Raw genomic sequence first — 26,503 nt, 5'->3', positions numbered from 1 at the left:
TTGCCCGTGCTGACAACCGTGCGGCTGACTTCATCAATATTTTGTTGCTATGCGATGCGGCATTGCGGGGCGAAGGGGCGAAACATCTTGATCGACAGGCTGAACCGTCTGCTGCGCGTCGAGCCGGGGGAGTGGCCGAAACTCGCGCAGTTCGCGCTGTTCGGCTTTCTGCTGCAAATGGGGCTCGGCATCGGCTTCAGCGCCGGCGACGCCGCTTTCTTCAGCCATGTCGGCGCCGACGCGCTGCCGGTGATCTTCATGCTCACCCCGGCGGTGATGCTGGTCTACACCGGCCTGTTTTCGGTCCTGATGGTGCGCTTTTCGCTGAACCATATGGTGATGGCGACGCTGGCGATGCTCGTCGCGGGCGGCGTGATCCTGTGGGCGCTGCTCGGCCGCGCGGGCGACAGTGCGCCGCTCTATTACGTACTGAAGCTCTATCTCGCGATGTGGTATATCGCGCTCTACAGCCTGTTCTGGAACTTCACCGACGCCTATTTCGACATTCAGGACGCCAAACGGCTGTTCCCTTTGTTCGCCGCCTTTTGCGCGCTCGGAACCGCGGCCGGGGCGCTGATCGTCAATCTGCTCGCCGCCGTCGTCCCCTTACCGGGCTTCCTCCTGCTCTGGGCCGGGATCGCGCTCGCGACGATGCCGCTCGCCCGGTCGCTCGGCCGCCGCTGGCCGCAGCTCAGCGAAAGCGACACCGAGGAAAGCGGGCAACCGGCGGGGGTAGCCGAGCAGGTCGCGATGATGGCGAACAGCTTCCGCACCTCGCGCTACACGCTCGTTTTGACGGCGACCCTGTTCGTCACGCTGCTGATGACCAATCTCGCCGAATATCAATATGCCGCGGTGCTCCAGCAGGGGCGCAGCGAGGCCCAGCTCGCGGCGCTGTTCGGCGCGCTCTATGCGGCGTCGAACATCTTCAACCTCCTCGTCTGCCTGTTCGTCTTCAACCGGCTGGTGATGCGCCTCGGCGTCCGCAACGTCGCCTTCATTCTGCCCCTCACCTATTTCGCGGTGTTCGGCTTCTTCTTTCTCAGCAGCGGCTATGCGGCCGCGATCGCGGCCTTTTTCGCCTATCACGGCGTGCTGACCTCGATCGAATACAACAACCAGAATCTGCTGTTCAACGCGGTGCCCTCGGCGATCAAGCGCCCGCTCCGCACCGTGATCGAGGGGATGTGCGAGCCGCTCGCCAGCCTGATCGCGGGCGGTTTCCTGCTCTATGCCGCCAAATATCTCGACCTGCGCGAGCTTTCGGGAATCGGGGTGATATTGGGCGCGCTGCTGATCGCGACCGTCGTCCTGCTGCGCCAGTTCTATCCGGCGGCGATGGCGGGCAACATGCGGCAGGGCTGGCTCAATTTCGGCGCGCCGGTCCCGGCCCTGGCCCCAGAGGCGGAGGCACGGCTGCGCGATCTGTCGGCGTCGCCCGGCACGCCGCTCCACTTCCTTGCCGCCGGCTTGCACGGCGAAACGGACCAGTCCCGCCTCGCCGATCCGGACGCCATCGCCGATCTCCTCGCGGCGGCGCCCCGGCAAAGCCCGCGCGAACGGCGCCAAAGCGCGGCGCTGATTGCCGATTTCGGGGAGACCGCCATCCCGCATCTCGTCGCCGCGCTGCGCGATGCACGCCGCCCGCAAGGCGAGCGCGCGGTGGCAGCGCGCGCGCTCGCCAGCCTGTCGCAGGCACAGTTCGCGGCGCAATCGGACGCGATCGTCGCCGCCGAACTCGACGCCGCGCGGCGGGCGATCGACAGCGCCCGGCGGCTTGACGCGGCCGACGATGGCTCGGGCCTCGCCGGCCTGCTCGCCCGCGCCCAGCGCGAGCGCGCGGGTGCGGCGGTCGATTTCCTGCTCGAACTGCTGGCGCTGCGCGGCCTGCTGCCCGATTTCGACCTGCTGATCGTGTCGCTCCATTCCGCCAATGCCAAGGTGCGCGCCAACGCCATGGAGGCGGTCGAGACGGGCATCGGCCATGCGCTGTTCCGTCACGTCGATGCGGTGCTGCGACCGCCCGAACCGAACGCCGCCGCGCCCCCGTCCGGCGACGAGATCATCGCACTCGCCGAGGCCGCTCTCGACAGCGGCGCCCCCGTCGAGGTGGCCGTTGCACTGGCCCTGCTCCACCAGCGCCTTTCGCAAGGCGAATTTGCTCGCCGGACCGCGCCTCTGATCCGCGCGGGAATGCCGACCCCGCTGCGCCGCCAGTTGCTCGCACTGCTCGACCTGCGGCGTGCGACCGGTCCGGGCCGCGTCGCCATGATCGACACGCTGCGCCGAACCCCGAACTTCGCCGCTGCCACGCTCGAATCACTCGCCAGCCTTGCCGAAGCGGCGCGGACCGAGCCCCTTGCCAGCGCCTGGAGCGGCGTCACCGCCAGCGGCGACCGCTTCTGGATCGCACACGACGATATCGGGCGGGTCGCCGCGCGGCACCCCGACCTCGCGCTGGTGATGCTGCGCGTGCAGGACGGGCGCAACCATGCGGCGTAACCGGAAAATCGGCATCCAGACGCTGCTGCTGCGGGTGTTCCTGCCGGTGGTCGCGCTCGCGGCGCTGCTGGGGGCGATTTTCGTCTACAACCGGATCAACGCCACGATCCTGCGTCAGTTCGACGACCGGCTGATCGCGACGAGCGCGCTGACCGGCGCGCTAATCGACCCCGCCGATCACGACTGGCTGATCGACGCGGCGAAGGCCGGGCGCGATCCCGCAGCGATCGAGCAGGACATCCGCTATCGCCGGAACGTCGAGCCGATGCGCCGGATTCGCGAGCGGCTGGGGCTCACCTATATCTACACGCAGATAACGAGCGGTCCGACCGAGGTGCGCTACATCCTCGACGGCACAGAGGGCGAGGAGCACACACCGTCAGGGTCGCCCGACACCCTACCCGCGGAGACGATGGCGGGGCTCCGCGATGTGCAGCACCGGCGGGACATCTATGTCTCGCCGGTCGAATATCAGGAAAAATGGGGATTGCTGAAGACCGCGGCGGCGCCGGTCTATGGCGCCGGCGGAGCAATCAGCGGCACGGCCGGCGCAGACGTCAATGTGTCGGTCATTCGCGTCGCGACCCAGAACGCCCTGTTCCTGAGCGCAATGATCGGCATCGCCTCGCTTCTCGCCTGTCTGCTGGTCACCTTACAGATCGTGCGGCGCGTCGCGCGGCCGATCGAGCGGCTGACGCAGGAAGCGCTACGCATCGCCGCCGGCGATCATCGCCCACCCGCCGATGGGCATGCCCCGCGCGAGGTGCGCGATCTCACCGCTTCACTCGCGGCACTGAGCGCCCACGCGACCGCCGATCTCGAAAGCGCCGCTGCGCGCGCCGCGCAGCATCGGCTGGCGGCGAGCGAGGCATGGCTGTTCGGCCACGAAAGCGGAGCGCCGGTCATGCCGGTGGACGGCCCGCACGACCGTGCGTCCGAAACCCTCGCGCCGCGCGCCGCCCCGGTCGATCCCGAACGGGAGCGCGCGGCCATCCCCGCCAAGGTCATCGATCATATGGCGGCGCTGGCCTCGATCGCGCCCTTCGACCGACTGTCAGCCCGCGAGCTTCTGCTCGTCGCGCAGCACGTCCGTCCGCGATCGTCGCCACCCGGCGCGCTGCTGATCGAGCGCGGTCAGCCTGCGCAGGTGCTGCACATCGTCGTCGCAGGCTGGGCGATGGCGGGAGAAGCGCGCGCACCCTCGCTTTTCGACGTTCCGTCGCTGCTCTTTTCGCTTCCCGCCGCGCAGGATTACCGCGCGGGCACCGAAGGGATGCAATCGCTTTGCCTCGCGCGCGCGCACCTGTTCACCATTGCGCGCGAATGCCCCCCGTTCATCGTCGGTCTGCTCGACATGGAAGCGCTGCCGTCATGCGGATAAGGTCGATCATCCTCGCCGCCGCGATCCCGCTGCTGCTGCTGCTTGCGGCGGTGAACGGCGCCCTCCTCTATTTCCAGACCGAGGCCGAGATGCGACGCGGCCTCGACGCGCGCGCGCTTGCGGCGGCGATTACCACCGCCGAATTCCTCTCGGCGATGGACGATCCAGCCGCGCGGCTCGCCAATCCCGTCCGCCGAACCGCCTTGATTTCCGCGACGCGGCAGGTCGAAGGGCTCGAAGGGCTCTATCTGGTAAACGCAGCCGGACGGGCCATGGCGCTCGTGCCGCCGGATCGGCCGTGGACGCCGGATCACACCGTTCCCCGGGCCGCTGCCGAGGTCAGCCCGCTGACGAATATCGGCGGGAATCGCCACATCGTCGCGCGCGCGCGCCTCGCGGGCGGCGGCTTCGTGGCCGCCCGCATCGATGCCGAGCCGCTGTTCGCGCGGCTGGCCGACCTCTTGCGCTGGATCGTCGCGGGGGTCGCGGCGGCAGGGGGCGTCGGCCTGGCTGCCGGCTGGCACGTCGCGCGGCGAATCCAGCGCGAACTGGCGGTGAGCCGGCGCCTGATGACCGCGCTCGACACGGGCGCTCCCGCCCCCGAAACGACCGCGCTGACCATCACCGAAGCGTCCGATCTCGCGGCGGCGCTGCGCCTGCTCGACGCCAATCGGCGCGCAGCGCTTTCGGGGCTGGACAAGCGGCTGGCGCAGGAAGATCGCGACCGGACCGACGCCGCGGCGCTCGCCACATGGCGCAGCGCAGCCTTTCCGGCGATCGACGCGACGACCGCGGGCGCGCGCGTCGCGGCGCGGCTATGCGGCAATGCAGCGCCCGGCAGCTTTTTCGCGCTCTGCGAGACGCAGGGGCAGGCGGCGCTGGTGACCGGCGAATGCGACGGCGACCCTCGCGAGGCGCTGGTTCACGCGATCGCGGCGCGCGACTTTCTCGAACGCCATTGGCACGAAAGGACTCCCGATGATGCGTTGAAGGCGCTGCGCGAATCCTTCGCCGCAACGCAGCTTCGTCATCTTGCCTGGAGCGAAAGCGAACCGCCGGCCGCTCCTCGCCTGCTGGCGATCATCGATGCCGCGACTGCCGCCGAATCTTATGTCCGCACGGCCCCCGATGCGCCGCCCGCGACGACGGTCGACCGGATCGACGCCCTGCTCGAACCCGATGGCATCCTCGCCGTCGTCGGCCCGGCCTGATCAGCGAAGCGCGGCAAGCCCCGCGTCGACATCGGCTTCGATGGCAAAGATCGGCGTGAAGCCGCTGATGTCGAAAACCTCGTGAACCGCCGGGGACAGGCCGGTCAGCACCAGCCGGTGGCCGCCCGCCTTCGCCGCCTTCATCCCCTTCAAAAAGACGCGCAGCCCGGCCGAACTGACATAGGCGACCCCGGCGAGATCCATGATCGTCGCCTCATGCCGCTGCACGCGATCAGGCAGCACCGCCTCGAGCTGCGGCGCGCTGTTGCTGTCGATCCGGCCCGATGCCGCGACGAGCCACGCGCCGTCGAGTTGCTGTTCGCTGATATCCATCATTCCGTCCCATTGCCCTGCGGCGCGCGCCGCCACATACTCTTATGTAGCGATTGTGAAATTTTTCCACTCGATTAAGCTGACGTCCCGCGGGCGCAAGCCCCCGCATTATGGAACGATCGGCATCGTGGCGACCGAATTCAATTGCACCTTGTCCGATGGCGATGCCGATTTGCAGGCGATGATGGACGGCGCGGAGGCCTTTCTCGCCGAGCATGCAGTCCCCGATCGCGCCGCCGCCCAGACACTGATCGCGCTGGACGAGATCGTCAGCAATATCTTCGCCCATGGCGTCCGCGAGGGCGAGCCGACCGTCACGGTCGGCCTGCGCATTGCGGAAGGGCGAATCGCGGGCGAGATCGTCGACGACGGCATCGCCTTCGACCCGCTCGCCGCCGCGCCGCCCGACACCAGGCTGTCGATCGAGGACCGGCCGATCGGCGGGCTCGGCCTGCATATCGTCCGCGAAACGATGGACGAAATCCGCTATGATCGCGATCACGGACGGAACCGGCTACGATTCCATAAGATGTTCGCGCTAAAGGATTCGGATTAGGGGCCGCAGCGCCGCCCGTGGGGGGCACGGCGCGATCGGGGGATGTTGCATGTTCACATCGTCGCGCAAGTTCGTGGCCGATCCGGCGGCGTCCGCGCCTTTGCTCGCGGTCTGCCGCGACGCGGCGCTGGGACTTTGCGTCCGGGCGCTCGGCGCCTGCGCTGCGGGAAGCGTCATCGAACGCTTCGAGGGCGACATCGGCCCGCGCGTCTCTCAGCACAGCCTGCAGGTGCGGCCGGGGTCGCACATCGCGGGAACGCGGCATATCGGCTATCTGTCGCACGCCTGCGATCCCAACTGCCGCCTCGACATGGCGCGCTTCGAGCTGGTGGCGCTGCGCGCGATCGCGGCGGGCGAGCTGCTGTCGATCGATTATGCGGCTACCGAGGATCGGCTCTATGTCCAGTTCGCCTGCGCCTGCGGCGCGCCCGACTGCCGCCGCTGGATCACCGGACGCGACGAGCCGATCAGTGCGGCGGGAGCCCGCTATCTGGCGGCGCAGGACGGCGCCGCCGCGCCGGTCTGACGAGCAAGCCATGTCAGCGCCTTGGTGGGAACGCGACGACCTTCGCCATGACGCCGGCCGGCTGATCTTCGCCGGCCGCGACGTCGCCGCGCTCGCCGAGGCGGCCGACGGCCCGCTCTATCTCTATTCCGCCGCGCGCGTCCGCGCGAATCTCGCGCGCCTGCACGCCGCGCTCGCCGAAACCGGCCGCCCGCACCGCCTCTATTATGCAATGAAGGCCAACCGCCACCCGCCCCTCCTCGCAATGCTGGCCGCAACCGACGCGTGCGGCATCGATATCTGTTCGCCACGCGAACTGGAGCGTGCGCTGGCCTGCGGCTTCACCGCCGACCGGATCAGCTTCACCGGCACCGGCGTCGCACGCCGCGATCTCGACGCGCTGCTCGCGCACGGCGATCTCGTCATCAATTGCGATTCGATCGGCATGATCCGCCGGATCGGCGAGCGCGTGCCCGGCCGCACGATCGGTATTCGCGTCAATCCGGCGCGCGGAGTCGGCTATGGCGACAGCGAACGCCTGACCTACGCAGGCGCGCGGACGACCAAATTCGGCATCTACCGCGAACAATGGGCGGAAGCGCTGGCCGCCGCGCGAGCGCACGACCTTCGCGTCACCAGCCTGCATTTCCATGTCGGCTGCGGCTATCTCGACGAACAGCTCGCCGACTGGGAAGCGGCGCTGGAAGCGGGCCTCGCGTTCCTCGCCGACCTTCCCGACGTGGGCGTCGTCAATATCGGCGGCGGGCTGGGCGTGCCGCACCGCGCGTCGGACAAACCGCTCGATCTTGCGAAATGGGCCGCGCTGCTGCGGCGCCACTTTGCCGGCTGTGCAGTCGAGATCGCAGTCGAGCCCGGCGATTATCTCGTCAAGGACGCCGGAATGCTCCTGCTCGGCGTCACCAACGTCGAACGCAAGCAGGACACGCTGTTCGTCAGCGTCGATGGCGGCTTCAACCTGCACCCCGAACCGGCCTTCTACGACCTCCCCTGCGAGCCCGTGGCCTGCGTCCCGCGCGCGTCGGACCCTGCGTCGTTCGAGCGTTGCACCGTCGCCGGCAACATCAACGAGGCGCTCGACCTCTGGGCCGAGGACGTGGCTCTACCCCCGCTCGAAGAGGGCGACGTCATCGCCCTGCTCAACGCCGGCGGCTATGGCGCCGCGATGAGTTCGGATCATTGTATGCGCGGCGCCTTCCGCGAAACGCTGCTCGACTGAGAGAAGATCAGAAATCGAACTGGGTGCGCAGGCCGAAGGCGTCGGCCGAATAGTCGCGGTCGCCCGTCACCGTACCGATCGCGGCCTTGTCGAACATCAGATGCCCGTAATTGGCGGTCAGGCGGACATAGGAAATCGGCGCCCATACCAGCGAGACGCCCAGCGTGCGCTGGCGCCCGCCGACGATCCCCGCGTCGTTGAGGTCGAGATGGTCGTAACGTGCGTTGATCTCGATAGCCCCCGGTCCGCCCTCGGTGATCGGGCGCTTCGGCGACAGCCGGTCGAAGGCGCCGTCCTTGTAACCGCGCGCATCGCCGCGCGTCAGGACATAGCCGACCTCGGCATAGCCGCCAAAGAAGGTCGGATCGGCAAAGGTGGGGCGGCGGGCGGTATGCCAATAGGCTTCGCCCGCGGCATGGAACGGTCCGCGAAGCGCCGCGCCCTCCAGCCCCAGCCCGCGTTCGCTTGACACGGTGAAGGCGCCGGTGCTGACAATGCGGGCGTCGGTGGTATGGATGAAGGGCCGGGCCGCATAGCTGAGACCGCCCGGCGCGTCGTTGATGTTGCGCCAATGCGCCGACCCACCAAGATGAAGCTGCGTGTCACCCCATTTGGGCATCCACACCACCCGACCGTCGAAACTGACGCTATTGTTCGTATCGCTCAGCAGGTCATTGGCATTGTCGCCGAATATCCCGCCCTGGAGCAGCAGCGCCTTGCCCTTATACTGCGCCGACAGGCCGACGCGGCGCTTGAAATTAAATGCCTGGGTAAAGGCGGCGCGCTCGGTAAAGCTGTTGAACAGATCGCTCGTTAGTTCGTCGAGCGACCAGAAGGGCTTGATCTGACCCGCGGTCACCGAAAAGGGACCGGGACCATAAGTCAGATAGACGTCGGCCAGTTCGACGCCGCTGTTCGCGAAGTCGGCCTCGGCCCGATAGGCGAACCCGCCCGGAATCTTGCCGTCGAACCCCAGATAGATGCGGCGGAATTCGGTGCCGACGCCGCCGCGCGCATTGGTCACGCCCGTCGGCGCGTCGATGCTCGCGACATCGACCTGCATCCGCCCGCGCGGCTTGAAGCTCCAGCCGTCGGCGGTTCTGATCTCGGGCGCCCCTTTCCAGACGATTTCGGTCGCGGGCTTCGCGGTCACCGCCGGTGCAGCGGGCGCGGGTGCCGTGACGGGCGCTGACGCCGGTTGCCCCGTCGCGGCGTCGAGCCGCGACTCGAGCGTCTGCACCTGCGCCTTCAGCGCTTCGATCTGCGCGCGCAGATCGGCGGCCTCCTCGGCGGTCATCGCCTGGGCGTGGGCGGCCTGCGGCAGGATGAACATCGTCGTCGCCAGAAAGGACGCGGTCAGAAGAGGGCGCATGAGGGAATTGCTCCGCTGTGATAGGTGACAATCTCGCGGCGCTCCTATGACCGCTACATGACAGTTGCACGTCATTTCGATGACATTTCGGTTACCGAATAGCTTTTCATTCGCCCCTTGCCTGCCCGCGATGAATGGCTAAGGACGTGCCAGCTTTCTGACCAGTTTTTACGGGCAACCTTTTCGGCGGCCCTTTCGGGAGATCATCATGACGATCAAATTTGACGGACGTGTTGCCATCGTGACCGGCGCGGGCGGCGGGCTCGGCCGCGCCTATGCGCTCGAACTCGCGCGGCGCGGTGCGAAGGTCGTGGTCAACGACCTCGGCGGCGCGCGCGACGGCACCGGCCATTCGGATGCCGCGCTCCAGGTCGTCGAGGAAATCCGCGCCGCGGGCGGCACCGCCATGTCGAACGGCGGCAGCGTCACCGAATATGACCATATGGCCGAAATGGTCGCCAAGGCGAAGGCCGAGTGGGGCAGCGTCGACATTTTGATCAACAACGCCGGCATCCTGCGCGACAAGAGCTTCGCCAAGATGGAGCCCGCCGACTTCGACCTCGTCGTGCAGGTCCACCTGCTCGGCAGCGCCAACGTCACCAAGGCGGCGTGGGACATCATGCGCGAGCAGGCCTATGGCCGCATCCTGATGACCGCCTCGTCGACCGGCCTCTACGGCAATTTCGGCCAGGCCAATTACGGCGCGGCGAAGCTCGGGCTCGCGGGCCTCACCAAGACGCTCCATCTCGAAGGCGCGAAATACAACATCCGCTGCAACACGATCGCGCCGGTCGCGGGCACCCGCATGACCGAGGACATCTTCCCGCCCGAACTGTTCGAGAAGTTCACGCCGGAGAATGTCGTCCCCGCCGCGCTCTATCTGGTCAGCGAGGATGCGCCGACGAACATGATCGTCGGCGCCGGCGCCGGCGCCTTCCACGCCGCCTATGTGACCATGACCCCCGGCATCGCGCTGCCCGAGGGTGAGCGCACCCCCGAAGGCGTCGCCGCCGCGTGGGACAAGATCATCGACCGCAATGGCGAGACTGTCCCGCAATCGGGCGCCGAGCAGTCGATGGCGGTGATGAAGGCATTGCAGGCCCTGGGCTGAGCCTGATATTCCATCCTTCCGAAGGGGGCGCCGGGGCGGCGCCCCCGGAACGGGGGAATACATGGCCGAAATGAGCTTGGCCGACGGCATCGATCTGCTTCAGCGGCGCGCGAAGATCGTCAAATTTCTGCTGGCCGGCGGATTCGTGGTGATCGCCGCGGTTCTCGCGGGGCAAATCGCCGAGCTTCTGGGATATGTGTCGCTCGATGAAAGCGTCGAACTGACCGGTGCATCGGGGCTCTACGCCATCGTCGGGATGGCCGACGGCGTGCTCACGCTTGTCACAACCGTCTTTTTCGCCATGTGGATATATCGCGCGGCCGCCAACGTCGTCGCCGCCGACGTCGCGGGCTTCGCCTACACGCCCGGATGGGCCGTGGGCTGGTATTTCATTCCCTTCGCCAACCTGTTCAAACCCTTCTCGGCGATGCGCCAGATCTGGAACGCGAGCCATGGCGAACAAGGCGAACGGCTCGACCACGCAGAGGGCCTGCTCGCGCTATGGTGGGGTTGCTGGATAGCCTCCAATATCGCCTCCAACATATCCTTCCGCATGACCTTCAACCCGTCTTCGTCGGAATCGCTCCTGATGGGGCAACAGGTGGGTCTCGTCGCGTCGGCCGTCAGTCTGGTGCTGTATCCCGCCGCCTATCGGCTGGTGGGCCGGATCACCGAAGCGCAGCGTGCGCGGCTCAACGCCGCCCATATTTTTGCGTGATATATCGTATTGCAACACTAACACAGTTTTGCTAAAAGCCCCATGGGGCAAGGGGATCGGATCCAGGAAGGACGACCCCGATGTATAGTGAAAGCGACCTGCAAGCCGCGGTCGATGCGAAAGTGCTGACGCCGGAGGCCGCGCAGGCCTCTCGGTCGCATATCGCGTCGGTGCGCGAAGCCCCCGGAGCGGACGAGGAATCCTTCCGCCTCATCACAGGTTTCAACGACATCTTCGTCAGCATCGCCGCGGTGATCCTGCTCGTCGCGGTCGGCTGGATCGGCGAATCGATCCACCCCGCCCTCGCCGGCGCTTTCGTTGCCGCATCGGCGTGGGGTCTCGCCGAATATTTCACGCGCAAACGCCGTATGGCGCTGCCGAGCATCGTCCTCGTCCTCGCCTTTTCGGCCGGGGTCTGCGCAACGATGATCGGCTTTCTGTTCAAGCATGGCGAAGCGATCTTCGGCCCACGGCTCGACGAGGCGACCGGCGCGGCGCTGATCGGTGTCATCGCCGCCGTAACGGCGGGCGCGACCTGGTTCCACTGGAAACGCTTCATGGTGCCGATCACCGTCGCCGCCGGAACCGCCGCGCTCGCCGCGACCGCGGTGGCGCTCGTGCTGGCCGCCACCGGCGTGCCCAGCCCCGACGGCACGCTGCCGATGATCCTCGTGCTCATCGCCGGCCTCGGCGTCTTCACGCTCGCCATGTGGTGGGATCGCAGCGACCGGGTGCGCCAGACGCGCCGCAGCGACGTCGCTTTCTGGCTCCACCTGCTCGCCGCGCCGATGATCGCCCACCCGGTCTTTCACCTGCTCGGTGTGACGCGCGGCGATGATATCGGCAGCGGCGCGGCGGTGCTCGTCGTCGGTATCTATATCCTGTTCGGGCTGATCGCGCTTGCGATCGACCGCCGCGCGCTGCTCGTCTCGGCGCTCGCCTATGTATTGTTCGCGATGACGCAGCTGTTCCGCACTTTCGGCGCGGTCGAACTCAACGTCGCGCTGACGGCGTTCGTGATCGGGTCGGCGCTGCTGCTGCTTTCCGCCTTCTGGCAGAATGCCCGGGCCGCGGTGGTGAGCCTGCTTCCCGACAATCTGGCGAACCAGTTGCCGGCGACGATCCGTTCGATCAGTCCCCGACCAGCTTCATAAGCTTGCGCTCGACGGGGGCGAGCACGCCCGCAAGCTCGTCCCCGCGCTTCAATATCGCCCCGGCTTCGGAGACAAGGGCCCACATGCCCTGCCGGCTCCGCAAGGCGGGGCGTTTTTCTATGCGATATTCGGGACGCTCGGCGGCGCGGCGAAAGGCCGAGAAGATCGCGGCATCGCGGTGGAAATCCATCGCATAGTCGCGCCAATGCCCCGCCGCGACCATACGGCCATAGAGGTCGAGGATGCGCATCAATTCAGTGCGCTCGAAACCGGTCTGCTGCGGTGCCGCCCGATTGCTGAACGGCAGAGGCGTCACCGTTCCCATCAGGCGCTTTTCCGACTCCCCTTGCGCTGCGGCGCGTCGGCTTCCGCTTTGAGCGCATCGCGCTCCGCGACCAGCATCGCGATCTGCTTCTGCATCTGCTCAAGCTGGCATTGCAGCAGTTCGAGTTTCTGTGTGGCGGGATCGAAGGTCTCGCAGCACGGCGTGCCATAGGGCACGAACTCGCGCGCATATTCGCTTGCGTCGAGCAAGGTCGAGCGGGCCGGGATGCCGACCATCACCGCACCTTCGGGCACGTCCTTGGTCACCACCGCATTGGCGCCGACGCGCGCCCGCGCATGGACGGTGACGGGGCCGAGAATCTGCGCGCCCGATCCGACGATCACATCGTCGCACAAGGTCGGGTGGCGCTTGCCGCCGACGCCGTTGGCGGGATCGGTGCCGCCCAGCGTCACGTCCTGATAGATGGAGACATTATCGCCGATCTCGGCGGTCTCGCCGATCACCACGCCAAAGCCGTGATCGATGAACAGGTGCCGTCCGATCTGCGCGCCCGGATGGATGTCGATCCCGGTCAGCCAGCGCGACAGATGATTGACGAAGCGCGCGAGAAAGAACAGGTCCGCCTCGAACAGCCAGTGCGCGATGCGGTGCATCCCGACCGCGAGCAGCCCCGGATAGAGCAGGATTTCCCAGCGCGTCCGCGGCGCGGGATCGCGCGCCTTGATCGAATCCAGATAGGCGATCAGCCCGTTGAACATCGCGTCTGTCCCCTGCGACCCTATTTCTGTACCGCGCAAGATAGATGTTCGGCGGCGGCATTTCCACCCCCGCGCGTGCTTTTGTCGCTCAGCGCCCGAAAAGGCCGATCCGCAGCAGCCGCAATTCCTCGCTCCGCCAGCGCCGTTCGCCATCGCGCGCAGCGATCGCGGCGGCCCAGCGATCGAGCATCAGCAGGGCCTTGTTTCCCCGGAAGGATGCGCGCGGCGGCGCGGGCCGGTCGCAGGCATCGGCGAAAAGTTGCCGCGCCTCCGCTTCGCCTCGCTGAAGCCCCGCGCCCCACAGCAATCCCCAGCGCGCGCCGCCAGCGCCGCCCGAGAGGCGGAACAGCGCTTCGCCGAACCCCGCCGCCGCGTCGCACCGTTCCGTTTCGTTTTCGGCAAGCAGCATCGCCTCGGCAGCATCGACAAGCGCATCGAGCCCGCCCTGCCCTGCCCACGTCACCTGCAATTCGGCGAGCAGCGGCTCGCCCTTCGGTAATTCGCCGGGATCGCTCGCGAGCATCGCCAACATGTCGCGCCACCAGGCGAGCTTGATCTGCCCGATCATCGGCTCGCGCGCATCGCGGAGCAGCTTGGTCAGCCGCTCGGCAAGCGCCCACAGCGCTGCGATCGCCGGCCGCCGCTCGCGCGGCACCGCCACCATCACGCGCGGGTCGCGGATGTCGGGGTAAGGACTGGCTTCGGATTCGGCGTCGCCGTTCATGCGCAGCGCGGTATCATCCCATCACCGTCATTGCGACCCCGGCGAAAGCCGGGGGAAGCAATCTCCAGCCCGCGACCCGTATGCCGATAGCTGGAGATGGCTTCGTCGCGTCGCTCCTCGCCATGACGAGGTGTTATCCCCGGTTGGTGATCGCCTTCACCGCCGCGATCACCCGCGGCGTATCGACCAGCGCCGCCTTTTCGAGATTGTCGGCATAGGGCAGCGGCACATCCTCGTTGCAGACGCGCACCACCGGGGCGTCGAGATCGTCGAAGCCCTGCTCCATCGCGACCATCGCGAGCTCGCTGGCGATCGAGCAGGTCGGCCAGCCCTCCTCGACGACAACGAGCCGGTTGGTCTTCTTAAGGCTGGCGAGCACCGTCGCGATGTCGAGCGGACGGATCGTGCGCAGGTCGATCACCTCCGCCTCGATCCCCTCGCCCGCCAGCGCATCGGCGGCTTCGAGCGCGAGCCCGACGCCGATCGAATAGCTGACGATCGTCACATCCTTGCCTTCGCGCATCACCCGGGCCTTGCCGATCGGCAGGACATAGTCGGCGACGTCGGGAACGTCGAAGCTGCGGCCATAGAGAAGCTCGTTCTCAAGGAAGACGACCGGGTCCTCGCTGCGGATCGCGGCCTTGAGCAGGCCCTTGGCATCGGCAGCGTCATAGGGCGCGATCACGATCAGGCCGGGGACGCTCGCATACCAGGGGGCGTAGTTCTGGCTGTGCTGCGCCGCGACGCGCGACGCGGCGCCATTCGGCCCGCGGAACACGATCGGGCAGCGCATCTGGCCGCCCGACATATAATTGGTCTTCGCGGCCGAGTTGATGATGTGGTCGATCGCCTGCATCGCGAAATTGAAGGTCATGAACTCGATGATCGGCTTGAGGCCGCCCATCGCCGCGCCGGTGCCGAGCCCGGCAAAGCCATATTCGGTGATCGGCGTATCGATGACGCGGCGCGCGCCGAACTCGTCGAGCAGCCCCTGCGTGACCTTGTAGGCGCCCTGATATTCGGCGACCTCCTCGCCCATCACGAAGATGCGGTCGTCGGCGCGCATTTCCTCGGCCATCGCATCGCGGAGCGCCTCGCGGACGGTGAGCTTCACCGTCGCCGTACCCTCGGGGATCGACGGATCGGCGGCGCGCACGGCGGGTGCGGGCGCCTTGACCGTCGCCCCAGCGGAAGCTGGGGCCGCTGGTGTCGGCTCGCTCTCGCTGGCGGCCCCAGCTTCCGCTGGGGCGACGTCCTTGGCGGGCGCAGGCGCAGGCGCCGCCTCTTCCCCCTCGCCCGCGATCGTCGCGATCACGGTGCCGACCTTCACATTGTCGGTGCCTTCTGGAACCAGGATCGACGCGATCGTGCCTTCGTCGATCGCTTCATATTCCATCGTCGCCTTGTCGGTCTCGATCTCAGCGAGGATGTCGCCCGACTTGACCGTGTCGCCTTCCTTGACGAGCCACTTGGCGAGCGTGCCCTCTTCCATCGTCGGCGACAGCGCCGGCATCTTCAGTTCGATCGCCATCTCAATATTGCTCCACCAGCACGTCGGTATAAAGTTCGTGAAGTTCGGGTTCGGGCGCGCTTTCGGCGAAGTCGGCCGCGTCGCTCACGATCTGGCGGATTTCCTTGTCGATATCCTTGACCTTGTCCTCGGTGATCCCGGCGTCGAGCATCAGCTTCTTGAGATGCTCGATCGCATCGCTCTTGTCGCGCACCGCCTGCACTTCCTCGCGGCTGCGATATTTGGCAGGGTCGGACATCGAATGGCCGCGATAGCGATAGGTTTTGAGTTCGAGCAGGATCGGCCCCTTGCCCGCGCGCACCCATTCGAGCGCCGCCTCGGCCGCGCCGCGCACCGCGAGCACGTCCATGCCGTCGACCTGCATTCCGGGAATGCGGAAGCTTTCGCCGCGGCGATAGAGCTGGTCCTCGGCCGACGAACGGTTGACCGACGTGCCCATGGCGTACTGGTTGTTCTCGATCACGAAGATGATCGGCAGCTTCCAGAGCTCGGCCATGTTGAAGCTTTCGTACACCTGCCCCTGGTTCGCGGCACCGTCGCCGAAATAGGCCATGGCGACGCCGCCGTCGCCGCGATATTTGTGGGCGAAGGCGAGGCCGGTGCCGAGCGACACCTGCGCGCCGACGATGCCGTGGCCGCCATAGAATTTATGCTCGACGCTGAACATGTGCATCGAGCCGCCCTTGCCGCGCGAAATGCCCGCGGCGCGGCCGGTGAGTTCGGCCATGATCACCTTGGGGTCGATGCCGTAGGCGAGCATGTGACCGTGGTCGCGATAGCCGGTGATCACGCTGTCCTTGTCGCCGTCGAGCGCCGACTGGAGCCCGACCGCAACCGCTTCCTGACCGATATAGAGGTGGCAGAAGCCACCGATCAGGCCGAGGCCATAGAGCTGCCCGGCCTTTTCCTCGAAGCGGCGGATGAGCAGCATCTCGCGATAGAATTTCTCAAGCTCCTCGGGCGTCGCCTGATAGGGAGCGGGCTCGCTCGGCTGCTCGCGGTTGGTGGCGGGCGCTGGGGTGGAAGCGGATTTTTTCGGCGCGGCAGTCTTACGCGCGGGTTCTTTGGCCAAGGCGGATTTCCTCTTGCGATTAGCCGTTACGGCAAGGCCTCCTATAGGAGAGCGACGCCCCGCTTGGCAACGCCCGCTTGGGCGGGCAGAGGGCCCGGCGTTACGTATGCATTTTCTGCAATCGGGGGCTGGGAAAGAAGCCCCTCCTCTGAAGAGGAGAGGCGGAAAGCGCCCTATTCCTTGTCGTCCATCGGAATGGCGATCTCGTCTGGATGCATGACCCCCAGCTTCTCGCGCACATATTCGTCGGCAAGATCGGGATCGACGCGGCGCCGGTCGAGCAGATTGACCCGGTTCTGCAATTCGCCCTGCTTCTTGGCGAGTTGGTTCAGCACGACGCGCTTTTTCTCGACCGACTGGCTGTAGTCGCCCCAGGCATAAAGCCCCGTCGGCCCGAAGATCGCATAGCCGATCATCGCCAGCACCGCGATCAGCGCCACCGCGGGACCAATGGCCCGATTCATCGATTTGCGGAATTTATGGCGCTGCGTCATTTCGGCCCTTGAATCAGAGTTGATTCACGGCGTCAAGGCATCAAACCGCGTTGAAAGGAAAAGGCCTCCGCTCCCGGCTTTTCCTCAATGCGCCAGCATCCGTCAGGCCGGTCGCAGGAAGACCAGCCGGAAATCGCCGCGCTCCACGTCGGCGAGCGTGAACTGGAAGAAATTCAGTGGTCCCCCCGCGGGATGGTCGAAACCCCGCGCACCGCCCTCGTGCGCCAGGATCGCCTGCCGCTCCCATAACGACGCGAACTCCGTGCTGTCGGCTCGCAGTCGTTCGACGACAGCGCGCACGCGCGGATCGGCCAGCGACCGGCCATAATCGTGGCGGAACTCCGACAAAAGGCGCTCGGCGCGCGCGTGCCAGTCGGGAAGCAGCGCGCGCGCGGCGGGATGAAGAAACATGTAATGGAGCAGATTGGGCTGGGTCTCGCCGTCGAACAGGCCGACGAACAGGGCGCGCGCCGCAGCGTTTGCGCAGCAGACGTGCCAGGCGGGGTCGAGACCATAGGCCGGCCAGGGCAGCGCCTCGACCGCCGCCGCCAGCGCGGGCGGCGCGGCCTCCGCCGGAAAGGCGGGGGTCAGGTCGGGGTCGCGCCGGTCGGCGAGCGCGAACATATAATCGCGCTCGGCGCGGGACAGGCGCAGCGCGACGGCGAGGCGGGCCAGCGTCGGCGCCGAAGCACGGACGTCGCGCCCCTGCTCGATCCATGCCACCCATGTCGTCCCGATCCCGGCAAGGTCGGCCAGTTCCTCGCGGCGCAGGCCCGGCGTCCGGCGGCGGCGCGACGCCCCCGCCGGCGCCATCGATTCGCGCCGGGCGCGCACGAAGGCGCCGAGCAGCCTGCGTTGTTCGTCCGTCTGCATGAATCAATTTATAACAGGATAATTATCTCTATTGTAACAGGGTAATTTACAGCGATCATCGCGGCGAAACCCGTTGGAGAAAATACGCATGACCGCCCACCACGACCAGATCGTCCAGGATCAGTTCGGCCCCACCGCCAACGCCTATGTCGCCAGCAGCGTCCACGCGGCGGGCGCCGACCTGGTCCGCATCGGCGAGCGCGCGGCGAGCGCGCGTCCCCGCCGCGCGCTCGACCTGGGCGCGGGCGGCGGCCATGTCGCCTATGCGCTGGCGCCCCATGCCGAAGAGGTGGTCGCGTGCGATCTCTCGCCCGACATGCTGGCCGCGGTCACCGCCGAAGCCGGCCGGCGCGACCTCGGCAATATCGCGGTCGCGGCGGCGGCGGCCGAGGCCCTGCCCTTCGCCGACGGCAGCTTCGATTTCCTCGCCTGCCGCTTTTCGACACATCATTGGCGCGACGCCGAAGCCGGACTGCGCGAGGCGCGGCGCGTTCTGGCCGATGGCGCGCCGGCCATTTTCGCCGACGTCGTCGCCCCCGGCGGCGCAGCGCTCGACACCCATTTGCAGGCGGTCGAGGTGCTGCGCGATCCTTCGCACGTCCGCGATTATGCCGTCGCGGAATGGGCCGCCATGCTCGCGCGGGCCGGTTTCTCGATCCGGGCCCTGACGCGGTCGCGACTGCGCATGGATTTCGCCGGCTGGACCGCAAGAATGCGGACCCCGCCGGTGCAGGCGGACGCCATCCGCGCGCTCCAGCAGGCCGCGAGCCGCGATGTCACGGCGCATTATGCGATCGAGCGCGATGGCTCCTTCACGATCGACGTGGCGCTGTTCGAGGCCGAATAGCCCGCGAGCCGATCAGCCGAAAATCGCCATCCCCGGATAGCGCGCCATATCGCCCAGTTCCTCCTCGATACGGATGAGCTGGTTGTATTTGGCGAGCCGGTCCGAGCGCGCAAGGCTGCCGGTCTTGATCTGGCCGCAGTTCGTCGCGACCGCGAGGTCGGCGATCGTCGAATCCTCGGTCTCGCCCGAACGGTGCGACATGACGGCGGTGTAGCGCGCGCGGTGCGCCATATCGACCGCGTCGAGCGTTTCACTGAGCGTGCCGATCTGGTTGACCTTGACGAGCAGCGAGTTGGCGAGACCGGTTTTGATGCCTTCCTCCAGCCGCAGCGGATTGGTGACGAACAGGTCGTCGCCGACGAGCTGACACTTGTCGCCGATCAGGTCGGTCAGCGCCTTCCAGCCCGCGAAATCATCCTCGCTCATCCCGTCCTCGATCGACTTGATCGGGTAATCCTTGACCAGCGCGGCAAGATAGTCGGCCATCTGTTCGGGGCTCAGCGACAGGCTCTCGCCGCTGATCTCATATTTGCCGTTCCGGAAGAATTCGGTCGCGGCGCAATCGAGCGCGAGCACGACGTCGCTGCCGAGCTTGAAGCCCGCCTGCTCGACCGAGGCCGCGATGAAATCGAGCGCGTCGCGCGTCGAGGCGAGGTTCGGGGCAAAGCCGCCTTCGTCGCCGACCGAGGTCGACAGCCCCTTTTGCGCGAGACCCTTCTTCAGCGTGTGGAAAATCTCGCTGCCCCAGCGCACCGCGTCGGCAATGCTGCCAGCGCCGACGGGCATGATCATGAATTCCTGCACGTCGATCGGATTGTCGGCATGTTCGCCGCCGTTGATGATGTTCATCATCGGCACCGGCAAGGTGCGCGCCGAGACGCCGCCGACATAGCGGTAGAGCGGCAGGCCGCGCGCATCCGCTGCTGCTTTTGCGGCGGCGAGGCTGACGCCGAGGATCGCATTGGCGCCGAGACGGCCCTTGTTCGCCGTGCCGTCGAGGTCGATCATCGCCATGTCGAGCTCGCGCTGATCCTCGGCATCGAGGCCGATCAGCGCCTCGGCGATCTCGCCGTTCACCGCCGCGACCGCCTTGGTCACGCCCTTGCCGAGATAGCGCGCCGTATCGCCGTCGCGAAGCTCGACCGCCTCGTGCGCGCCGGTCGAGGCACCCGAGGGCACCGCGGCGCGGCCGAAGCTGCCGTCTTCGAGCAGCACATCGACTTCGACGGTAGGATTGCCCCGGCTGTCGAGGATTTCGCGGCCGTGGATGTCGATGATGGCGGTCATGGAGGTCGTCCTGCTGAAGCCCGCACGGCGGGGCATTGGAGAAAGCGCCCGCCTGTTATCGGCGCCGTGCCGCTAGTGCAACCACCGCATAGGAATTTTGGGGGGCGACGTAATTTGAAAAGCTGGAAGTGATGCTGTTCCCCGTCACCCCGGACTTGATCCGGGGTCCCGCTTGTCACCGCCGCTGAGCGGGACCCCGGATCAAGTCCGGGGTGACGAAGAGGTGATTGCGCCCTTGAAAATCAAACCACGTCACCACCGAATTTTGCGAAGCTATGGAACCATTGGGCGTGCCTTGCTATATATCTGGACAGGACCAAAAAGGGCTCACGACCGGCGCTCCCCTGACGGCACGAGGCTCGATAAAAGAAGAGGATAGTGCCCCATGGCCAAAGCCGCCACTCCCGCCGCCAAGAAAGCCACGCCCAAAGCGCCCGCGAAAGCCGCCGCAACCAAGGCCGCGCCCGCGCGCAAGCCCGCCGCCGCGAAGGCGACGGCCAAGGATCATCCGATCCGCGATCAGCTCGCGGCGACGCGCGACACGATCAAGTCGGAAGCGTCGAAGAAGGCCGCGTCGCTGAAGGAAGAGGCGACGACGCTGAAGAACCAGGCATCGGCCAAGGCCCGCGACGCCGCGACCAAAGGCAAGGACAAGGCCGCCGAAGCCGTCGGCAGCCTCGCCCGGATGCTCGAGGACAGCGCCGGCACCGTCGACAGCAAGTTCGGCAAGCAATATGGCGACTATGCCCGTTCGGCCGCCTCAACCGTCGCCGGCCTCGCCACGACGCTCGACAAGAAGGATCTCGACGAGCTCGCCGCCTCGACCAAGGACATGGTCAAGAAGAATCCGGCGGTCGCGGTCGGGGCTGCGGCGGTGATCGGCTTCGTGCTGGCGCGGATGCTCAAGGGCGGCTCGAACGACTGACAGCCGCTTGCCGTCCTCCGACCCCAACCTCCCGCCCGCTTCCGGGCCGCGCAGCTTCGACGGCGTCAGCCACGGCTATGCGCCCGACGGACGGCCCGTCGCGCCGCCGCCGGTGCCGCTCGAGAAGATCGTCGATGACGTCATCGACAATCTCTCGGCGACGGCGAAGGCCGAACTGGCCCTGCTCGAAGCGCGCAGCGAGCTGGCGCTGCACGGCGCAAGCTGGACCGCGGCGTGGGGCGCGATCGCGGCCTCGGCGCTGGGTATCGCGATGCTCGCACTCGCTTTCGGAGCGATCCTGGTGCTCGCCCCGCGCATCGGCCCGCTGCTCGCGACGCTGATCGTCGTCGGCGTCCTGCTCGCCATCGCCGCCTTCGCGGGGTGGCGCGCGCAGCGCAGCTATGGCGACATCCGCACCGCACTGCGGCGCGACCTGACCAGCGAAAGGGGCGACGACTGATGCCGGGGACGCGCAACCGCCTGATCAACGCCGCGCGCCGTTCGATGCTTCAGCGCGCCGAACTGCGCCGGCGGCTCGACGTCGCCAAGGCGGCGTTCAAGCCAAAGGCGCTCCTCGATCGCGGGAAATATCGCGTGGGCGAGAAGGTCGACGATGCCGCACATATCGTGCGGCAGGAATTTCGCGACAATCGCCTGCCGATCGCGCTCGCCGCGGTGGCGGGCGTGGCATGGCTGTTTCGCGAACCGATCAAGGACCATGTGCCGAAGCTGGCGCAGAAGGCGCAGGATCTGGCCGACGCCGTCCTGGACAAATTCCGGCCCGACGCGGCCGAGCCATATCTGGAGGAAGACGATGAAGCCGCTGAGTGAAACCGCCAACGACGCCCGCGCGAAAGCGAGTGAACTTGCGGAGAAAACCGCCGAAAATGCACGCGCGACTGCCGAGGCGGCGAAGGCGCGCATCCAGGACGGCTATGGCCGCGCCCGCGCCGCGACGAGCGAGCTTGCCGCGAAAGCAGGCGAACAGGCCGATGCCGCGCGCGAAGCCGCTGGCGAGGCTTATGCAAAGGGCAAGGCGCAGGCAAAACGCGCGAACAGCAAGCTCAAGACGGCGGCCGAGAAGCAGCCGCTGGCGCTCGTCGCGGGGGCCGTCGCGATCGGCGCGCTGCTCGGTTCGCTGCTGCCGAAATCGGTTCGCAGGGATCGCGCCGACGACGAGGAATGAGCCGACTTGCCGTAGCGGCAAAGCGCTGGTAGGGGCGCCCATCCTCCCCTCCCCAGCGCTAACCCGCAAGGAAAGCTAGCCATGAGCAAATTGCACCTCGTGTTCGGCGGACGCGTCAGCGATCCGCAGGGCCTCGATTTCGTCGACCTGAACGCGCTCGACGTCGTCGGCCTGTTCCCCGATTATAAATCCGCCGAAAAGGCGTGGCGCAGCGCAGCCCAGCGCACCGTCGACGATGCCGAAATGAAATATGTCGTCGTCCACCTGCACAAGCTGTTGCAGCCGGACGCGGAATAATACCAACCTCGTCATTGCGAGCGCAGCGAAGCAATCTCCAGCTATCGTCCTTGCGCAAGGACGATAGCTGGAGATTGCCGCGTCGCCTTCGGCTCCTCGCAATGACGATTAATCAGAACTCAGCGGAAATTGTCGGCGTAGGCCTGAATCTTCAGCGTCCGGACCGGCGTCGGCGCGATCTCGACCTCGATGCCGTTCTTCTCGGCATAGGCGACTGCCTCGTCGCGGGTCGCAAAGCCCAGGCGAAGCTGGCGCCGCGTGTCGCCGCTGCCCGCCCAGCCCATCAGCGGATCGGCCTTGCGTGTCTCGGCGGGCGCATATTCCAGCATCCAGCGCTGCGTGCCGGCACGGCCCGACTGCATCGCATTCTTGGGTTTCTGGAAGATACGCGCTTTCATCGACACTCGTCCTGACAGGGTGACTCTGCCGCCGCCTTAGCGCCAAGCTACGTCCACGAAAAGAGGCCTATTGCCCATCGCGCCGCGCCTGCGCCGCCTTGGTGAGCAAAGTCGGCCGCGCGGTCGCCGGGTCATCGGGCCAGCTATGCTTGGGATAGCGTCCGCGCATCTCCTTCGCGACCTCGGACCAGCTTCCGGTCCAGAAGCTGGCGATGTCGCGGCTCGTCTGGATCGGGCGGTGTGCGGGCGAGGTCAGCGCGAGGACGAGCGGCACCGGCGGATCGCCGATTGCCGGGTGCCGCGCGAGCCCGAACATCTCCTGCACGCGCACGCTGACCGTCGGCCCGCCGTCGGCACCATAGTCGATCGCATGGCGGCTGCCCGCGGGGGTCGCATAATCGGCGGGAGCGAGCTTTTCGAGCAATTGCCGCGCGGGCCAGTCGAGCAGCCCCGACAGCGCGTCGGCGAGCCGCTGGTCGCCGATATCGCGCAGCCCGCGCGTATTCTCCAGCAAGGGCGCGAGCCAGATGTCGAGGCTGTCGGCGAGCGCGGGCGCCGACAGCGTGTCGAGCCCCGCGAACGACGCGCGCTGGCGCAGCGCCTGCGACACCGGCCCCCAGCCGATCAACCCGAGCCCCTTCTCGCGCACCGCCGCGAGGCGTACCGCGACATCATCCTCGGCGCCTTCGGTCCGTCCCGCCTGCCCGCTCGTCAGCGCGATCGCGCCGAGGCGACGCTCGCGGCGGTGATCGACGCGGTCGCTGTCCGCATCGTAGCGGCTCGCCGAGCGGCTGACGATCTGATCGGCGAAAATCGCCTCAACCTCCGCGAGCGTAATCGCCGCCGCGCCGAGAATACGGACGCCCGCCGCGTGCCCCTGCGCATCGGCGATGGCGAGCCATTCGCTGTTGGCCAGCGGATCGAGCGGATCGAGCTTGTACGCGCGGCCGCCCGCGCTCAGATAGTCGCCGCGCTGTCCCGCGCGCTGGCGCGCGACGCGATCGGGCCACGCGGTCGCGATCCAGCCGCCGACCGACCGCTCGTCGAGCGCGCCCGCATTCGCCGCCAGCCGTTCGCCAAGCCCCGCCAGCCGCCGCGCGAGCCGCCACGCGCCTTCGGCACGGTCACCCTTCAGGCCCCGCCAGCGCGAAAGCCGCGCCTCGACATCGACCCCGCGTCCGCCGAGCCCCGGCTCGGTCAGCAGGACCGCGAGCTTTGCCGCCATATCCGCCTCCCCCGCGCGCGCGGCGTCGAGCAGCATATGCGCGAGCGGCACCGGCAGCGGAATCGCCGCGAGCGCCTTGCCATGCGCGGCGATCCGCCCGTCGTCGCCGAGCGCACCGATCGCCTGAAGCCGCGCCTTGGCTTCGGCGACGGCGGCGGGCGACGGCGGGTCGAGCCAGCCCAGTTGGCGCGGATCGACGATGCCCCAGCTCGCGCAGTCGAGCACGACCGGCATCAGGTCGTTCTCGTGGATTTCGGGCGGGTCGAAGGGCGGCATTCCCGCCGTCGCCGCGGCTTCCCACAAGCGATAGGCGACCCCCGGCCCCTGCCGCGCCGCGCGGCCCGCGCGCTGGGTCGCCGATGCCTGGCTTGCGCGCTCGGTGACGAGCCGCGCGATTCCCGCGGCCTTGTCGAAGCGCGGGCGCCGCGACAATCCCGCGTCGATGACGATCCGCACGCCTTCGATGGTCAGGCTCGTCTCGGCGATACTGGTGGCGAGGATCAGCTTGCGCCCACCATCGGGATCGCGGACAAGCGCTTTGCGCTGCGCCGCCGGGTCGATCTGCCCGTGCAGCCGGTGGACGACGAGCGGCAGCCCTGCCGCCTCGACCGCCGCCGCCGCGCGCTCGATGTCGGCGGCGCCGGGCAGGAAGGTGAGCATGTCACCCTCCCCTTCATCGGCCATCGCCTGCCGCACCGCCATGAGCACGCTCGCTTCCAGTCGATCCTCGGAGCGGCGGCTCGCATGGCGGAGATCAAGCGGCCAGCTCTTGCCCTCGCTCCTCACCACCGGCGCATCGCCGAGCAGCGCCCCGAAGCGCGCGCCGTCGAGCGTCGCCGACATGGCGACGAGACGCAGGTCGTCGCGCAGCCCCTGTTGCGCGTCGATCGCCAGCGCGAGCGCGAAATCGCCGTCGAGGCTGCGTTCGTGCACCTCGTCGAACAGCACCGCCGACACGCCCGCGAGTTCAGGGTCGGCGAGGATGCGGTTGCGGAACAGCCCCGGCGTCATCACCAGCAGCCGCGTCGCCGCCGACTGCTTGCTGTCGAGCCGGGTGGCATAGCCGACGCGCCCGCCGACCACCTCGCCCATCTCCTCGGCGATCCGCTCGGCCGCCGCGCGCGCCGCAAGCCGGCGCGGCGACAGCAGCCACACCGAACCCTTGCACCACGGCTGACCCAGCAGCGCGGGCGCGACCCGCGTCGTCTTGCCCGCCCCCGGCGGTGCGACGACGACGGCATTGGGCTTCAGCAGCAGCGCCGCCATGATGTCGGGCAGCACCGCATCGATGGGGAGCGGAATTTTTTTCATGGGCGCGTTACTGGCCTCATCATCACAACGCCAACCTTGCGATATTCCAACCCGTGTCCCCGCGAAGGCGGGGACCCATCTTCTGCCGGTTCCACCTTGCACCGGCCGGAGATGGACCCCCGCCTTCGCGGGGGAACATGCATATGAGAAATGGGTGAAAAAGCCTAATAAGCGCGCGCGACCGCGAAGGCGACCGCTTCGGTCAGCGCGTTCTTCGCCTGGCTCGCGCGAAAACCGCCGATCGCATCGACCGCGCGCTGGCCGTAATGGCGCGCCCGCGCCAACGTGTCGGCGATCGTGTCGTGCTTGAGCAGCAGGCTTTTCGCATGGGCAAGGTCCGCGTCCGACGTGCGGTGGCCGACAATCGCCTGCTTCCAGAACTCGCGCTCCTCGGCGCTGCCGCGCGCATAGGCGAGGATGACGGGCAGCGTAACCTTGCCGTCGCGAAAGTCATCGCCGACCCCCTTCCCCATCGTCTCCGCGTCCGACACATAGTCGATCGCATCGTCGACGAGCTGGAAGGCGATTCCGAGGTTGCGGCCATAGGCGTCGAGCGCGGCTTCGGTCGCGTCGTCGCGCTCGGCGACGACCGCGGCGATCTTGCATGCGGCGGCGAACAGCTCGGCGGTCTTGGCGTTGATGATCGCGAGATACTGGTCCTCGCTCGTTTCGATCCGGCGCTGCGCCGAAAGCTGGTTGACCTCGCCCTCGGCGATCACCGCCGAGGCGCGCGAGAGAATCTTCAGCACCTTCAGCGACCCGTCCTCGACCATCACCTCGAAAGCGCGGCTGAACAGGAAGTCGCCGACCAGCACCGAGGCGCTGTTGCCCCAGATGATGTTCGCGGTCTTGCGGCCGCGGCGCAGGTCCGACCCATCGACAACATCGTCGTGGAGCAGGGTTGCGGTATGGATGAACTCGACCGCGGCGGCGAGCTTGCAATGGCGATGGCCCGGATAGTCGAGCAGCTTGCCGCAGGCGAGCGTCAGCATCGGCCGCATCCGCTTGCCCCCGCCCGCGATCAGATGCCCCGCAAGCTCGGGGATCAGCGGCACTTCGGACTGCATGCGGTCGAGAATGACCGCATTCACCTCGTTCATATCGGCGGCGACGAGCGCCATCATCGGGTCGAGCGAGGGCGGCCGGTCGCCGTGGAGCAAGTGGATGTCCGCAGTCATGACAAGCGCCGCCTTGGCCGTGCGCCTGCAA

General features: G+C 67.4%; 28 protein-coding genes. 15 read left to right on the top strand and 13 right to left on the bottom strand.

The features are described 5' to 3' along the window. Nucleotides 1–87 precede the first annotated feature (87 nt). Genes VHO04_RS11915 through VHO04_RS11905 form a run of 3 tightly spaced genes read left to right on the top strand, consistent with a single transcriptional unit; the run spans nt 88 to nt 5,094 of the window. Nucleotides 88–2,502 (top strand): MFS transporter, encoded by a 2,415-nt coding sequence (locus tag VHO04_RS11915; protein WP_329628483.1) that lies wholly within the window; start codon nt 88–90, stop codon nt 2,500–2,502. Further along, nucleotides 2,492–3,883 (top strand): HAMP domain-containing protein, encoded by a 1,392-nt coding sequence (locus VHO04_RS11910; protein ID WP_329628482.1) that lies wholly within the window; start codon nt 2,492–2,494, stop codon nt 3,881–3,883. Before VHO04_RS11915 ends, VHO04_RS11910 begins: the two co-directional genes overlap by 11 nt. Next, nucleotides 3,874–5,094 carry a hypothetical protein gene (locus tag VHO04_RS11905; protein WP_329628481.1) on the top strand — a complete coding sequence of 407 codons (1,221 nt, stop codon included), beginning with the start codon at nt 3,874–3,876 and terminating at the stop codon, nt 5,092–5,094. The genes VHO04_RS11910 and VHO04_RS11905 overlap by 10 nt, the downstream gene beginning before the upstream one ends. Here VHO04_RS11905 and VHO04_RS11900 read toward each other — a convergent pair whose 3' ends face one another. Beyond that, a complete protein-coding gene (locus VHO04_RS11900) occupies nt 5,095–5,430 on the bottom strand; it encodes an STAS domain-containing protein (protein WP_329628480.1) in 336 nt (111 codons plus the stop codon). A 124-nt stretch (nt 5,431–5,554) separates the two neighbouring features. Here VHO04_RS11900 and VHO04_RS11895 point away from each other — a divergent pair, with 124 nt between their 5' ends. Genes VHO04_RS11895 through VHO04_RS11885 form a run of 3 tightly spaced genes read left to right on the top strand, consistent with a single transcriptional unit; the run spans nt 5,555 to nt 7,725 of the window. Next, nucleotides 5,555–5,983: an ATP-binding protein gene (locus VHO04_RS11895; protein ID WP_329628479.1), complete on the top strand. Its 429-nt coding sequence runs from the start codon at nt 5,555–5,557 to the stop codon at nt 5,981–5,983. A gap of 49 nt (nt 5,984–6,032) precedes the next feature. Continuing rightward, nucleotides 6,033–6,509 carry an SET domain-containing protein-lysine N-methyltransferase gene (locus VHO04_RS11890; RefSeq protein WP_329628478.1) on the top strand — a complete coding sequence of 159 codons (477 nt, stop codon included), beginning with the start codon at nt 6,033–6,035 and terminating at the stop codon, nt 6,507–6,509. Between the two features lie 10 nt (nt 6,510–6,519). Beyond that, the gene (locus VHO04_RS11885) at nt 6,520–7,725 is read left to right on the top strand and encodes a diaminopimelate decarboxylase (RefSeq protein WP_329628477.1); all 1,206 of its coding nucleotides are present in this window, start codon (nt 6,520–6,522) and stop codon (nt 7,723–7,725) included. Nucleotides 7,726–7,732: 7 nt separating this feature from the next. On the opposite strand, the gene VHO04_RS11880 is transcribed toward VHO04_RS11885, so the two are convergent. After that, the gene (locus VHO04_RS11880) at nt 7,733–9,097 is read right to left on the bottom strand and encodes an OprO/OprP family phosphate-selective porin (protein WP_329628476.1); all 1,365 of its coding nucleotides are present in this window, start codon (nt 9,095–9,097) and stop codon (nt 7,733–7,735) included. A gap of 208 nt (nt 9,098–9,305) precedes the next feature. Between VHO04_RS11880 and VHO04_RS11875 the strand changes: the two genes are divergently transcribed. The 3 genes from VHO04_RS11875 (at nt 9,306) to VHO04_RS11865 (ending at nt 12,080) form a co-directional block, all read left to right on the top strand. Beyond that, nucleotides 9,306–10,208: an SDR family oxidoreductase gene (locus VHO04_RS11875; protein ID WP_329628475.1), complete on the top strand. Its 903-nt coding sequence runs from the start codon at nt 9,306–9,308 to the stop codon at nt 10,206–10,208. Between the two features lie 61 nt (nt 10,209–10,269). Beyond that, on the top strand, nt 10,270–10,926 hold the full coding sequence (locus tag VHO04_RS11870) for a DUF4328 domain-containing protein (protein ID WP_329628474.1): 657 nt from the start codon (nt 10,270–10,272) through the stop codon (nt 10,924–10,926). An 80-nt stretch (nt 10,927–11,006) separates the two neighbouring features. After that, complete coding sequence (locus VHO04_RS11865; RefSeq protein WP_329628473.1) at nt 11,007–12,080, top strand: hypothetical protein; 1,074 nt, start codon at nt 11,007–11,009, stop codon at nt 12,078–12,080. Here VHO04_RS11865 and VHO04_RS11860 read toward each other — a convergent pair. The 7 genes from VHO04_RS11860 to VHO04_RS11830 all read right to left on the bottom strand — a co-directional run bounded on the left by VHO04_RS11860 (nt 12,058) and on the right by VHO04_RS11830 (nt 17,818). Continuing rightward, the gene (locus tag VHO04_RS11860; protein ID WP_329628472.1) at nt 12,058–12,405 is read right to left on the bottom strand and encodes a DUF2794 domain-containing protein; all 348 of its coding nucleotides are present in this window, start codon (nt 12,403–12,405) and stop codon (nt 12,058–12,060) included. The genes VHO04_RS11865 and VHO04_RS11860 overlap by 23 nt on opposite strands. Beyond that, on the bottom strand, nt 12,405–13,124 hold the full coding sequence (gene cysE / locus VHO04_RS11855) for a serine O-acetyltransferase (protein WP_329628471.1): 720 nt from the start codon (nt 13,122–13,124) through the stop codon (nt 12,405–12,407). Before cysE ends, VHO04_RS11860 begins: the two co-directional genes overlap by 1 nt. Nucleotides 13,125–13,212: 88 nt before the next feature. Next, on the bottom strand, nt 13,213–13,848 hold the full coding sequence (locus VHO04_RS11850) for a hypothetical protein (RefSeq protein WP_329628470.1): 636 nt from the start codon (nt 13,846–13,848) through the stop codon (nt 13,213–13,215). A 133-nt stretch (nt 13,849–13,981) separates the two neighbouring features. After that, nucleotides 13,982–15,379 carry a pyruvate dehydrogenase complex E1 component subunit beta gene (locus VHO04_RS11845; RefSeq protein WP_329628469.1) on the bottom strand — a complete coding sequence of 466 codons (1,398 nt, stop codon included), beginning with the start codon at nt 15,377–15,379 and terminating at the stop codon, nt 13,982–13,984. 1 nt (nt 15,380) lies between these two features. Further along, nucleotides 15,381–16,451, bottom strand: a complete 1,071-nt coding sequence (gene pdhA, locus VHO04_RS11840) for a pyruvate dehydrogenase (acetyl-transferring) E1 component subunit alpha (protein WP_257550391.1) — start codon at nt 16,449–16,451, stop codon at nt 15,381–15,383. A gap of 173 nt (nt 16,452–16,624) precedes the next feature. Continuing rightward, nucleotides 16,625–16,915, bottom strand: coding sequence for an FtsB family cell division protein (locus VHO04_RS11835; protein WP_329628468.1), 291 nt, complete (start codon nt 16,913–16,915; stop codon nt 16,625–16,627). A gap of 132 nt (nt 16,916–17,047) precedes the next feature. Continuing rightward, a complete protein-coding gene (locus VHO04_RS11830) occupies nt 17,048–17,818 on the bottom strand; it encodes a helix-turn-helix transcriptional regulator (RefSeq protein WP_329628467.1) in 771 nt (256 codons plus the stop codon). An 88-nt stretch (nt 17,819–17,906) separates the two neighbouring features. Between VHO04_RS11830 and VHO04_RS11825 the strand changes: the two genes are divergently transcribed. Then, nucleotides 17,907–18,665, top strand: coding sequence for a class I SAM-dependent methyltransferase (locus tag VHO04_RS11825; protein ID WP_329628466.1), 759 nt, complete (start codon nt 17,907–17,909; stop codon nt 18,663–18,665). A 12-nt stretch (nt 18,666–18,677) separates the two neighbouring features. On the opposite strand, the gene eno is transcribed toward VHO04_RS11825, so the two are convergent. Beyond that, on the bottom strand, nt 18,678–19,952 hold the full coding sequence (gene eno / locus VHO04_RS11820; RefSeq protein ID WP_329628465.1) for a phosphopyruvate hydratase: 1,275 nt from the start codon (nt 19,950–19,952) through the stop codon (nt 18,678–18,680). Between the two features lie 385 nt (nt 19,953–20,337). Between eno and VHO04_RS11815 the strand changes: the two genes are divergently transcribed. From VHO04_RS11815 to VHO04_RS11795, 5 genes are all read left to right on the top strand, one after another. Next, a complete protein-coding gene (locus VHO04_RS11815) occupies nt 20,338–20,877 on the top strand; it encodes a hypothetical protein (RefSeq protein WP_329628464.1) in 540 nt (179 codons plus the stop codon). Between the two features lie 7 nt (nt 20,878–20,884). Next, nucleotides 20,885–21,337, top strand: a complete 453-nt coding sequence (locus tag VHO04_RS11810) for a phage holin family protein (RefSeq protein WP_329628463.1) — start codon at nt 20,885–20,887, stop codon at nt 21,335–21,337. Beyond that, nucleotides 21,337–21,708, top strand: coding sequence for a hypothetical protein (locus VHO04_RS11805; protein WP_329628462.1), 372 nt, complete (start codon nt 21,337–21,339; stop codon nt 21,706–21,708). Before VHO04_RS11810 ends, VHO04_RS11805 begins: the two co-directional genes overlap by 1 nt. Next, complete coding sequence (locus VHO04_RS11800) at nt 21,692–22,063, top strand: hypothetical protein (protein ID WP_297662556.1); 372 nt, start codon at nt 21,692–21,694, stop codon at nt 22,061–22,063. Before VHO04_RS11805 ends, VHO04_RS11800 begins: the two co-directional genes overlap by 17 nt. Before the next feature lie 81 nt (nt 22,064–22,144). Next, nucleotides 22,145–22,360 (top strand): DUF4170 domain-containing protein, encoded by a 216-nt coding sequence (locus VHO04_RS11795; protein ID WP_106000506.1) that lies wholly within the window; start codon nt 22,145–22,147, stop codon nt 22,358–22,360. Nucleotides 22,361–22,479: 119 nt separating this feature from the next. On the opposite strand, the gene VHO04_RS11790 is transcribed toward VHO04_RS11795, so the two are convergent. The 3 genes from VHO04_RS11790 to VHO04_RS11780 all read right to left on the bottom strand — a co-directional run bounded on the left by VHO04_RS11790 (nt 22,480) and on the right by VHO04_RS11780 (nt 26,472). Further along, a complete protein-coding gene (locus VHO04_RS11790; protein WP_329628461.1) occupies nt 22,480–22,758 on the bottom strand; it encodes an ETC complex I subunit in 279 nt (92 codons plus the stop codon). Between the two features lie 67 nt (nt 22,759–22,825). Then, entirely contained in the window at nt 22,826–25,294 is a 2,469-nt protein-coding gene (gene hrpB / locus VHO04_RS11785) for an ATP-dependent helicase HrpB (RefSeq protein ID WP_329628460.1), read from the bottom strand. A gap of 164 nt (nt 25,295–25,458) precedes the next feature. Beyond that, a complete protein-coding gene (locus VHO04_RS11780; RefSeq protein ID WP_329628459.1) occupies nt 25,459–26,472 on the bottom strand; it encodes a polyprenyl synthetase family protein in 1,014 nt (337 codons plus the stop codon). Nucleotides 26,473–26,503: the final 31 nt, after the last annotated feature.

The sequence above is a fragment of the Sphingopyxis sp. genome (assembly GCF_036261875.1).
GTDB lineage: Bacteria > Pseudomonadota > Alphaproteobacteria > Sphingomonadales > Sphingomonadaceae > Sphingopyxis.
Note: the sequence above shows the minus strand (reverse complement) of the source record. Positions and strands in the feature narration are given on the sequence as shown.